The following is an 11112-nucleotide window of genomic DNA, read 5'->3' as shown; positions in this document are numbered from 1 at the left end:
CTGCTCAACCTCCACTGGCCACGACTGGCGGGCTTCGTACAGCCCCTCGGCGGCGAGTACGCCGCCCGCCGCTCACTGCTGGAGAAGCTGCCCTTCCCGGTGGGTTACGGGGTCGAGCTGGGCCTGCTCATCGACGCTCTCGACGCGGTCGGGCTAGACGCCCTCGCCCAGGTCGACGTCGGCGTCCGGCGGCACCGCAACCAGGACGGGCAGGCGCTGGGCCGGATGGCGGCGGCGATACACCACACGGCGCAGTCGCGGCTGGCCCGCCCCGGCCACCTGGTACGGCCGACGCTGACCCAGTTCGAACGCGCGGGGAACGGCGACGGCTTCGCGGGCTTCGCGCCCCGCAGCCACGCCGTGGACACGGTGGAGCGGCCGCCGATGCGCGAGATCACGGAGTACGCGGCCCGCCGCGCGGCGTAGGCCCCTCCGGGGCCGGATTCTCCGGGCTACCGGGCCGGCGTTGTCGCGAGACGGCCCGCGCACACCCACCCCGCGATCCCCCGCCGGGCGGTCACGCGCCACCGCCAGGGGGCCCGGCGGGACGCAGCCGCACCGGAGCGCGGGCCCCCGCCGCGCGCAGCGCGGTACGCTCCGGCCATGGTCGTCGAACGTGCCTCCCAGCAGGGCCGGGCCCGCGTACTGGTCGCGTCCAACCGGGGTCCGGTCTCCTACTCCCTCACCGAGGACGGCTCCGGCTCCCTCACCGCCAAGCGCGGTGGTGGCGGCCTCGTTTCCGGGCTCTCCGCGATCGGGTCCGGCGGCGGCGACGCGGCCGAGGGGGATGCCGTGTGGGTGTGCGCGGCGCTCGGTGACGGCGACCGGGAGGCGGTGCGCCGCTGCGACGGCAAGCTCGCGGCGGAGGACACCGGCGGGCAGGCCGTACGGATGCTGGACATCCCCGCCGACACCTTCGCCGCCGCCTACAACGGCGTCGCCAACTCCGTGCTCTGGTTCGTCCATCACCTGCTCTACCAGACGCCGCTGGAGCCCTCCTTCGACGCGGAGTTCGAGCAGCAGTGGGCTTCCTACGAGCGCTACAACGCCGCGTTCGCGGACGCGCTCGCCGAGGAGGCCGACGAGGGCGCGGCCGTACTGGTGCAGGACTACCACCTGACGCTGGTTCCCGGCCTGCTGCGCCGGCGCCGCCCCGACCTGCGCATCGGCCACTTCTCGCACACGCCGTGGGCACCGCCCGACTACTACCGGATGCTGCCCGACGCCGTCGCCCGCGACGTCCTGGAGGGGATCCTGGGCGCGGACCGCGCCGCGTTCCTGACCCGTCGGTGGGCGCGGGCCTTCGCGGACTGCTGCGCCGAGGTGCTGGGCGCCCGGGTCACGGAGATCGCCGGCGAGAACGGCGCGGCCGGCGAGCTGGAGATCACCTGCGCGGGCCGCACCACCCGCGTCGGGGTGCACGGGCTGGGCGCGGACCCGGACTTCCTGCGGGAGCGTGCCTCCCGCCCCGACGTGACCGAGCGGATCGGGCTGCTGCGCGAGGAGATCGGCGGCGGTACGGACGGACGGCCGCGCCGCACCATCGTGCGCGTGGACCGCACGGAGCTGTCCAAGAACATCGTGCGCGGCCTGCACGCCTACCGGACACTGCTCACCGACCACCCCGAGTGGCGCGAACGCGTCGTGCACCTCGCCCTGGCCTACCCCTCCCGGCAGGACCTGGCGGTCTACCGCGACTACATGACGGAGGTCTCGCGCGTCGCCGACGAGATCAACGGCACCTACGGGACGCCCGGCTGGACCCCGGTCGTGCTGTACCTCAAGGACGACTTCGCGCGCTCGCTGGCGGCGTACCGGCTGGCTGACGTGGCGCTGGTCAACCCGATCCGGGACGGCATGAACCTGGTCGCGAAGGAGGTCCCCGTCGTCTCCGACGAGGGCTGCGCGCTGGTGCTCTCACGCGAGGCGGGCGCGTACGCGGAGCTGGGCGGGGACGCGATCGTGGTCAATCCGTACGACGTCTCCGGCACCGCCCACGCCCTGCACGAGGCGCTGACGATGGAGCACGACGTACGCGCCGAGCGCACCGAACGGCTGGCCGCGGCGGCGACGGCGCTGCCGCCCACGCGCTGGTTCCTGGACCAACTGGACGCGCTGCGCGGCGAGGACGGTGCAGCGGCGCCTCAGCCCGGCTAGTACTTACCAGAACGGGGATGCACACACCGCGGGGTGGCCGAGGCGGCGGGCATCAGGGCACCGCGGATACCGAGGGCTGAGAAAGCGGCAACGGCATGCGGTACAAGACGCTCCCTCATGCGGAAACTCCACTGTTGTTGTTCTTTGCATCGCACGAGTCACGCACAGCCCCCGTAAACGGAAACCTGATTATCGGTTGCCGCATTCCTGGCCGCAACCATTTCGGACCTGCCCGAAATGATGGACGGCAGCACACGAAGTGTGCTGCTGGTCGCACTTCACGATCTGACGGGTGGTCGGACAGCAGGGCTGTGACCAGCTGGAACAGGCGCCGGACCGCGGACCTCGGGGCACCGTGCGTGTCAGAAATCTCAGACCTTGCTCAACAATTCGTCACTTTTCAGTAACAGGCCATTGGGCACTTAGGCACATCTAGTGCCGTCCCAGAACAATTCGACGCTTGTTCATCGCGCACATCGGGTTCATAGTTCCCCCGATGATTCGACCGCGCTGCGTGGCATTGCCACCGCGCGTTGTGAGGGGGAATTACGGGAGGGGTGTGTGCCCATCGAGGCACACGTCTGTGCACGGTGCTCATACTCCGGCCGGCATGGGGCCACCTCTGCGCCCGCAGCCACTCGCATCGCGTGAGGTGTGTGCTGCGTGGTACCGCTCCGGCCTCGTGCTGCGGAGCCCGGACCGTGCAGAGGGAGTCCACTTGATGAAGACCACTGTGTCCCTGCGGGGACTGACCGTGCGTCACAGAACCACCACCGTCCTCGACAATCTCGACCTCGACCTGGGTCCAGGAGTGCATGGACTGCTCGGCCCGAACGGGGCCGGCAAGACTTCGCTCATCCGGGTCCTCGCCACGGCGAAGCCGGCAGCCGGCGGCGTGGTCGAGCTGATGGGCAAGCCACTGGGTACCGACCGCAACCATGCGGCGGTACGTCGGCAACTCGGTTACCTTCCCCAGCATTTCGGGTACTACCCGGGCTTCACGGTCCGCGAGTTCGTCGCTTACGTCGCATGGCTGAAGCAGATGCCGAAGGCGCACACCGACGCTGCTGTACGTCGGGCCGTTGAGGAGGTCGGCCTCACGGATCGTATCGATACCAAGATCCGCAAGCTCTCCGGCGGCATGATCCGCCGTGTCGGAATCGCGCAGGCCATCGTGAACTCCCCGGAACTGCTGCTGCTCGATGAGCCGACAGCCGGACTCGACCCTGAGCAACGGGTGGACTTCCGCACCCTGCTGCGCCGCCTCGGGGAGTCCTCGACCGTCGTGGTCTCCACCCACCTCGTGGAGGACGTGGCCGCGGCGTGCACCGAGGTCACACTCATCGAAGCCGGCCGCATCGCCTTCCGCGGCGCTACCGAGGACCTCGCCCTGCTCGGTGAGGGAAGCGAAGCCGGTGACAACCCCGTCGAACGCGGTTACGCCGCAGCCCTGGGCCGGCACCGCGCCAAGACGACTGTGGGAGCTGGACTGTGAGCACCGCGCTGGACGTCAAGAACCACCCTGCGGCCGGCATCTCCCAGAAGCCCGGTGCGATACCCCCCGGCGAGCTGCGCCGTGGCTTCGGGCCGGTGATCGGACTTGCCGTGCTGGTCGCCGCCCTGGTCGTGATGTTCACGAACACCGAACGCTGGCAGGGTCATTGGGGATCGACCATCGGTCAGCTGCACACCATCGGCATTCTGCTCGCCGGGCCGATCACCGTGGGCGGCGGTTGCTGGCTGGGCGGCCGCGAACGCCGTCGTGGCCTGGAGGAACTGCGTGCCTCGGCGCCGCGCGGCGCCTTGAGTCAGACTGTGGCGGCCTGCCTGCCCGCCATCGTGTGGCCGGCGTTGGGCTATCTCCTCGCGGCTCTCGTGACCATGGCCGCGACCTGGCCTTACGCCGCTGCCGGTTTTCCGCCGCTGACGCTTCTCGCTGCGGATATCACGGCGATAGCCGCCCTGGGCACGATCGGGTTCGTCGTCGGACGGCTCGTCGCCTGGCGGCTGGCAGCACCCACGCTGGCCGTCGTGGGCTACGTGGGCCTGGGCATGACGGCCTACAACTCCAACTCCGCAGTCACCTGGCTCTCGCCCACCGTCGGCCACTACCACCTGTGGGAGCAGCCGGTGTGGTGGTACGGCCCGGTGCTCATCGTCTGGACCGGTGGGCTCGCGGCGGCGGCGCTGCTGTTCGTCGCTCGCCGGCTGGTACCGGCTGCGGCCCTGGTGGCCGCCGCCGTCGCCGCTGCGGTCCTGCTGATCCACACCGGTGACGGGGTGTGGAAGCCGGACCGCGACACCTCCGCGCTGGTGTGCACCAGCGACGCGCCGAAGGTGTGCGTGACCAAGCTGAACAGCGAACAACTGCCCGGTGTCGCGGCTGCGGCGAAGGTGACCTACGACAAGCTCGAAGGGGTCTCACCGCTGCCCGTGCGGTGGAGCGAGCATCCCTTCGCCGAATTCGGCGACAAGCTGCGCGCCGGTGAGGAAAACCTTGGCCTGGGGGTCGGTGACACATACGTCAACCCCACCAAGGGGCGGCGCATCACCTCCCCGGACCGGTACCTGCCGGAGATCGCGCACGGCCTCGCCTATCCCAACTGCCCGACCGCGCGCTGGCAGTACCCGCGTGCCAGTGAAGCCGTCGTGGAGTGGCTGTCCGGCACCCCGGATCCGGCCATCACGTACAGGGAACCGAGGCCGAAGTCCATCGACCGTGCCATCGAGCGCCTCCACAGCATGCCCAAGGTGGAACGTGCCGCCTGGCTGAAGCAGTACTTCGATGCGGTCGCCGACTGCGACCCGAAGAAGGTGACGATGCCTTGATGCTCTATGCCCGCACCCGTGGCATGGCCGTCTGGGCCGTGACGTTGGCCGGCACGGCCCTTGTCGCCTGGTGGTGTGCCGAGTGGCTGATCGACACGTCCCGTTTCGGTGGCGCGGCCGGCCGCGTACCGGTCGTCTCCATGGCCCCGCTGCTGGCCGCCGCGGCCGTCGTCGGCTCCCTGCACGTCCATGGCCGTGAAATCGAAGAGACAGCGGCACGCCGCCAGTGGCTGTGGCGAGCGGGACAGATCGTGCTCGGCACAGCCGTCTCCGCGGCCGTGCTGGCGGCCACCGTACTGCTCGACGCCGCACAGTTCGGGGCCGTGGCGATGGCCCGTAACGTGATCGGCTGCGTCGGCCTGGCCGCGCTGGCGTCGGTTCTCCTCGGGGCTCGTCTGAGTTGGCTGCCGCTGATGCTGTACGCGACCACGGTCTACCTGTCCGCGCCGCGCCAGGCACAAGGGGCGACGATCGCGTGGGCCTGGCCGACGCAGCCTGGACCGGAACCGGCCGCCTGGGCCGCCGCCATCGCCTTGTTCCTCGTGGGCTCGGCGGCCTGCTCCTGGCTCGGCCCCCGCGCACCGCTCGGCGACGAGTGACCTTCGTTCACACCTCTCAGCAACAGGACAGTCGATACCAGGGCAAGAACACCCGCCGACCTCAGAGCACCCTCGGGAGGAGCTCGGATGCCAGGATCACTTGAGCCGACCGACGTGGCGACGTTCCTGCTCCTGGGCGACGTCCGCATCCACGGACCGTGGCAGGGCTCTCTGACGTTGGGGAGCAGGAAGGTCCTGGCCCTCCTTCTCATGGCCGGCGACACAAGCGGGATGCACGTGGACTCCATTGCGGAGCACCTGTGGGGCCCTGCCCGGCCTGCCTCCTGCAACCAGATGATCAGAAGCCATGTCATGGCACTGCGCATGGCACTGCCGCCGGACAGGGCGCACATCACGCACAGCCGGGCGAGCGGATACCGCATCCACCATGAACCCCATGACGTGGATGCTCACCTGTTCGAGCACAGGATTCATCAGGGCAGGGACTCGATACGCGCGGGCCGGGGCATGGAAGCCGTCGACCATCTCAACAACGGCCTGCGGTTGTGGCGTTCGAACGTCGCCATGGCCGACGTACAGGATGTTCTGGTGCTACAGGGCCAGACGGCCAGGCTCCACGAGCTGCGACTGCAGGCCGAGGAGTTCCTGGTCGAAGCTCGGCTTCAGAGTCAGCACGGCGATGCGCAACTTCTCGTGCCCGGCCTCATGCACCTCACCCATGTGCATCCGTTCCGGGAACGCCTGCTCGCACAACTCATGATCGCTCTCTACGCGTCCGGCCGCCGGATCGAAGCTCTGAGCGTCTACACCCGGACACGAAGACGGTTCATCGAAGACGCCGGAATAGAGCCCAGCGAGTATCTGCAGCGCGTCCACCAAGCAATTCTCAATGGCGAAGAATATCGCAGCATCATCGCAGTCAGCTCAACATTTATGCGCTGCGCGTGAGAGCCACGCGCAGCGCATATGATCAGCAGGGCCGACCGGCTGACTCGGCATCGCCTTTCCGGGTACACCACCGCTGAACGACTGCGATGGCGCACCCCGTGAACGGCACTCCTACGGTCAGGCTACGCCGTTCTTCCACGGCAGACACCCGTCCGGAAAGTAAGGCAGATTGTCGCATTCCCGAATAAGGACGGTGCTACCCTCGATGAAGTCATGGTCCCAGGTGTCGCAGGAACCACTGCCCCGGGTCTGATCGTGCCGGCCCTCGATGTAGCTGGCGGACGTCTTGTAGTACCTGTACACGCCGTAGACATTGATGCCGTCGGTCTCGGTGTCGCAGACCTCGATCTTGTCACCGTAGTGATGGAAAGTCGCTCTGCCACTCGTGCTGGACGAAGTCGCAGACGTTCCCCCGGCTTCCATCTCAACAGCCCAGGACGGCACGCTGCCGGCAGCGAGCAGCGAGGCGGCAAGTACCGCCACGCCCACCGTATTGCGTGCCACAGAACCTATTCGCCCACGTGAGCTTCTTGCATCGTTCACTGGTGCCCCTCCAAAGATGATCAGTGCCGATCAAGTTCAGCACAGCAGACCCAGCATGAGGGGCGCGCGTAGATGCGGTCATCGATGTGCCGTATATACCCCGTTGGTCGCACAGTGTGAAGCGGGATTCCGGTGCGTTACATACGTTGAAGCTTCGCACGCGCCTACGCGGCTTCACTAATGTCTCGCAAGAGCGATGGGAGAACGAAAATGACGAGAAAAAGAGTCCTCCGTGCGGCCGCCAGTGCGGGCGCGGCGGTATCGATCTGCGCAATAGCGTTCGCATCACCCGCCTGGGCCGGAACGAATGGCTTTTCGTCGACGGACGGATCCTCGGCGCGGTTCAGCCACGTCGGCGACAAATTCGAAGTATGCGACCTCATGGCAGATGGTGCCGCAGCCTACGTGGACTACCAGGTGGTCGGCGCTACCAACCGGGACACCAACCCGGGAAGTTCGGGAACGTGCCACACGTTCAACCACGACTTTCCGGAGATGGTTGCGGTGAGCTTCAAGGCTTGCGAGGCATGGCCGTATTATCCCGACGACTGCGACGGGTGGGTCAACCGGTACGCGTAACCCTTACGTTCGTGCGGCTCGTCAGTTCAGCTGACGGGCCGTTTCGTCTCACCGGGGCGATCACGATCTACAGCTGGAGTACCAGGCCCGCCGGCCCGGACAGGGCCTAAGCGGCCAGCATGTCGGCCAGGGCGTCGAGGAGTTGGACGACGCCTCCCGGGCCGTCGACCACGATGTCGGCGCGGCCGGCGATCTCCGGGACGGTCTCGTCGGTGTCGCCGCCGCCGCTGCACACCAGCAGGCCCGGCAGGCCCTCGCCGCGCAGCTTCTCGACGGCCGCGAAGGCGGCGAGGTCACCCAGGTCGTCGCCCCCGTACAGCACGGCTGTGGCGCCCACTTCGCGTACATGGTCGAGAAGCGCCGCACCCTTGTCCACGCCCGGTGCCCGCAACTCCAGGACCATACGGCCCGGTTCGACGACCAGTCCGTGCCGGTCGGCGAGGGCGAAGAGCGGGTCGCGCAGCAGGGCGAAGGCCGCCGCGGGGTCGTCGGTGCGCCGCGTGTGCACGGCGACCGCCCGCCCCTTGTCCTCGGTCCACGTACCGGGTGGTGCCGCCAGCTCGGCGAGGAGAGCGGGAAGTTCGTCCCGTACCGCCGCCACGCCAGGGGGCGGGGCGGCGGCCCGGAGTGAGCCGGTGGCCGCGTCCCAGCGCTCCACGCCGTAGGCACCGAGGACGGTGAGGTGGTGCAGGCCTTCCACCCCGTCGAGTCCGCTGTAGCGGACCGCGGCCTCGGCCGGGCGTCCGGTGACCACGGCCACCGCCCGCAGCAGCGGAGCGAGCCGGGAGAGCGCGGGCACGGCGCCGGGGTGCGCGCGGGCCTCCGCGGGGTCGTCGACGATGGGAGCGAGGGTGCCGTCGAAGTCGAGTGCGACGAGGGCGCGTTGCGGCTCGGCGAGGATCGCGGCGAGCCCGCTGCGGCCTGCGGCGGTACGGGGAGTGGGTACGGCGGCCATGCCGCGACCTTACCGGGCACGGGCCCCGCCGGGCCGGTGTGTCTACCGGCGGGAGCGCTGCGCGTCGCGGCGGCGGCGGAGGCGGTTGACGGTGACCGGGTCGTGGGCCAGGGCGTGCGGGTCGTCGAGGAGCGCGTTGAGGAGCTGGTAGTAGCGGGTCGGCGACATGTCGAGCTGTTCGCGTATGGCGCGTTCCTTCGCCCCGGGCCCCGGCCAGCCGCGGTGTTCGGCGGCGAGGACGGCCACGTCCCGTTCGGAGAGCCCCGGCGGCAGCGGCGGGGAGGCGGCGGCCTCGCCGGCCTTCGTCTCACCGGTACTCGCCTCGCCGGTACTCGTCCCCTCCTCGTGGTCGCTCATCGTGCCAACCTAACCTGCTACCGCCCGCCCGCCGCCGCCTCCGCCGCCTCCGCCTTGCGCTGGATGCCGGTGAGTACGGCCGCCGGGTCGGCGTCCTCCGCGACCACCTGGCCGATGGACTTCTTCATCTCCGCGCTGACCCGTGCCCAGGAGACCTTGCCCACCGGGTAGAACTCGGCGCTGGTGAGCTGGTCCAGGAAGCGCCACAGCTTCTTGTGCTCCCGGCCCTCGCGCATCCGTTCGCTCGCGGCGGTGGTGACGGGGAGCAGGTCGTAGCGGTCGGCGAAGGTGTAGTGGTTCCGCTCGCTGTAGACGAAGTCGAGGAAGCGGCCGATCTGTTCGCGGTTGCCGTTGCGCTTGAAGCCCATCATCCAGTCGGCGACGCCCAGGGTGCCGTCCGAGGGGGCGTTGGCTCCGGGCGGCACGGCGGTGCCGTACTCCACGCCGCGCCGCGCCGCCTGCCGCATCAGGGTGGGGTGTCCGTTGAGCATGCCGACCTCGCCGCGCCCGAAGGCGTTGAAGAGGTCCTGCCGGTCGGTGCCGCCGGGGCGGTAGTTGGTCAGCTTCTCGCTGACGAGGTTGTCCCGCAGCCAGTTGAAGGTCCTGATGTTCTCGGTGGCGTCGATGGTGTAGTTGCCGGTCTTGTCGGTGAAGCCGCCGCCGCCGCTGAGCATCCACATGAACGCCTCGGCGGGGGCCTCCTCCGGGCCGAGCGGCAGTCCGTACGGGATCCGCACGCCCGCCCGCTTCAACGCGGCCGCCGCCCGGACCAGTTCCTTCCAGGTCCTGGGCGGGGAGCCGGGGTCGAGGCCGGCTCCCGCGAAGAGGGTCTTGTTGTAGAAGAGCAGCCGGGTGCTGGCGACGAACGGCATGCCGTACAGCACCCGCTTCACCGCTCCGGCCTCCGCGAGGCCGGGCAGGAAGTCGGCCTGTACGGGGATGGAGAGCAGCTCGCCGACGCTGTAGAGCCTGTCCTGGGCGGCGTAGTCCGCGAATGCGCCGATCTGGGCGATGTCGGGTGCGCGGCCGGCCTCGACCAGGCCTGCGACCTTCTTGTCGACGTCCTTCCAGCTGTGCACGGAAACGTCCACGGCGATGCCGTGCTTGCGCTGGAAGTCGCGGACGAGCGCGTCCCAGTAGCCCTGCGAACCGTTGTTGCTGCCGCGGTCGCCGTAGTCCGCCGCGATCATCGTCAGTGCACTGCCCGAGCCCTGGCCCGTCGCGGTGCCGCAGCCCGCGGTGCTCAGGGCCGCACCCCCCACGACCCCGGCCGACGCCGCCATCCCCAGGAATCTCCGACGTTCCACGCGCGCTGCCTCCACAGGTCTGGACCATCTACGGGCAAGAGGGAAGTCTTCACCCCTAGCCCGCCAAGGTCCACACCTCCGGTCATATCGCTTCCGCAACAACCGCCCCTTTCCCGCCTGTTCATACTCACAAAGCAGGAGGACGATCTACATTCCCGGCACCCTTCCGGCATCCTCCGGCGCTCGTTTCCGCTCATCGAAGCCGGATGGATACCGTGAGTGGACTAGACCTGTCACCTCTCGTCGCGGGACACTGACACACGTGACCCCACGTCCCGAGCCAGGCCCACCGGAATACGTCGTCGCCCTCGACGTGGGCGGCACCGGAATCAAGGCCGCCCTCCTCGGCCCCGGCAACGAACCGCTGTACGAGGCGCGCCAGGACACCGACCGCGAGCGCGGCCCGGCGGCCGTCGTCGAGGGCATCCTCCGCTGCGCCGCGAAGCTGCGCGCGTACGGCGTCGAGCGGTACGGCACCGAGCCCGCCGCGGCCGGCGTCGCCGTCCCCGGCATCGTCGACGCGGACACCGGCACCGCCGTCTACGCCGCCAACCTCGGCTGGCGCGACGTACCGCTGCGCGCACTGCTGGCCGAGCGGCTCGGCGGCATCCCCATCGCCGTCGAGCACGACGTGCGTACGGGCGGCCTCGCCGAGGGCCGGATCGGCGCGGGGGCGGGCGTGGACCGGTTCCTCTTCGTGCCGCTGGGCACCGGCATCGCCGGGGCGATCGGCATCGACGGGCGGATCGAGCCCGGCGCGCACGGCAGTGCGGGCGAGATCGGCCACGTCGTGATCCGCCCGGACGGGCCGGAGTGCGGATGCGGACAGCGCGGCTGCCTGGAGACGCTGGCCTCGGCCGCCGCCGTCGGCCGCGCC

The 11112-nt window shown here is 69.5% G+C and carries 10 protein-coding genes and 1 pseudogene; 7 read left to right on the top strand and 4 right to left on the bottom strand.

Annotation, left to right across the window (positions count from 1 at the left end; translation table 11 throughout):
* The 6 genes and pseudogenes from ACRDP3_RS09850 to ACRDP3_RS09825 form a co-directional block, all read left to right on the top strand.
* A pseudogene (locus ACRDP3_RS09850) lies at nucleotides 1-426 on the top strand (glucosyl-3-phosphoglycerate synthase); the annotation flags it as partial.
* Nucleotides 427-603: 177 nt separating this feature from the next.
* On the top strand, nucleotides 604-2157 hold the full coding sequence (locus tag ACRDP3_RS09845) for an alpha,alpha-trehalose-phosphate synthase (UDP-forming) (RefSeq protein ID WP_431516489.1): 1554 nt from the start codon (nucleotides 604-606) through the stop codon (nucleotides 2155-2157).
* A gap of 721 nt (nucleotides 2158-2878) precedes the next feature.
* On the top strand, nucleotides 2879-3652 hold the full coding sequence (locus tag ACRDP3_RS09840; protein WP_431516488.1) for an ATP-binding cassette domain-containing protein: 774 nt from the start codon (nucleotides 2879-2881) through the stop codon (nucleotides 3650-3652).
* Nucleotides 3649-4986 (top strand): hypothetical protein, encoded by a 1338-nt coding sequence (locus tag ACRDP3_RS09835; RefSeq protein WP_431516487.1) that lies wholly within the window; start codon nucleotides 3649-3651, stop codon nucleotides 4984-4986. Before ACRDP3_RS09840 ends, ACRDP3_RS09835 begins: the two co-directional genes overlap by 4 nt.
* A complete protein-coding gene (locus ACRDP3_RS09830) occupies nucleotides 4986-5585 on the top strand; it encodes a hypothetical protein (RefSeq protein ID WP_431516486.1) in 600 nt (199 codons plus the stop codon). The genes ACRDP3_RS09835 and ACRDP3_RS09830 overlap by 1 nt, the downstream gene beginning before the upstream one ends.
* A gap of 87 nt (nucleotides 5586-5672) precedes the next feature.
* Nucleotides 5673-6494, top strand: a complete 822-nt coding sequence (locus tag ACRDP3_RS09825) for an AfsR/SARP family transcriptional regulator (protein ID WP_431516485.1) — start codon at nucleotides 5673-5675, stop codon at nucleotides 6492-6494.
* Nucleotides 6495-6611: 117 nt separating this feature from the next.
* Here ACRDP3_RS09825 and ACRDP3_RS09820 read toward each other — a convergent pair whose 3' ends face one another.
* The 4 genes from ACRDP3_RS09820 to ACRDP3_RS09805 all read right to left on the bottom strand — a co-directional run bounded on the left by ACRDP3_RS09820 (nucleotide 6612) and on the right by ACRDP3_RS09805 (nucleotide 10235).
* Nucleotides 6612-6977, bottom strand: a complete 366-nt coding sequence (locus ACRDP3_RS09820) for a hypothetical protein (protein WP_431516484.1) — start codon at nucleotides 6975-6977, stop codon at nucleotides 6612-6614.
* 745 nt (nucleotides 6978-7722) lie between these two features.
* Nucleotides 7723-8571, bottom strand: coding sequence for a trehalose-phosphatase (gene otsB, locus ACRDP3_RS09815; RefSeq protein ID WP_431516483.1), 849 nt, complete (start codon nucleotides 8569-8571; stop codon nucleotides 7723-7725).
* A 42-nt stretch (nucleotides 8572-8613) separates the two neighbouring features.
* Nucleotides 8614-8928 carry a DUF3263 domain-containing protein gene (locus tag ACRDP3_RS09810; RefSeq protein WP_431516482.1) on the bottom strand — a complete coding sequence of 105 codons (315 nt, stop codon included), beginning with the start codon at nucleotides 8926-8928 and terminating at the stop codon, nucleotides 8614-8616.
* Between the two features lie 17 nt (nucleotides 8929-8945).
* Nucleotides 8946-10235: an ABC transporter substrate-binding protein gene (locus ACRDP3_RS09805; RefSeq protein WP_431516481.1), complete on the bottom strand. Its 1290-nt coding sequence runs from the start codon at nucleotides 10233-10235 to the stop codon at nucleotides 8946-8948.
* Between the two features lie 262 nt (nucleotides 10236-10497).
* Between ACRDP3_RS09805 and ACRDP3_RS09800 the strand changes: the two genes are divergently transcribed.
* The coding region (locus tag ACRDP3_RS09800) for an ROK family protein (protein ID WP_431516480.1) at nucleotides 10498-11112 on the top strand (615 nt) is incomplete at its 3' end.

Source organism: Streptomyces sp., from assembly GCF_050698815.1.
In the GTDB taxonomy this organism is placed as follows: Bacteria; Actinomycetota; Actinomycetes; order Streptomycetales; family Streptomycetaceae; genus Streptomyces.
The sequence above is the reverse complement of the archived record's forward strand: the minus strand, read 5'-3'. Positions and strand labels throughout refer to the sequence as shown.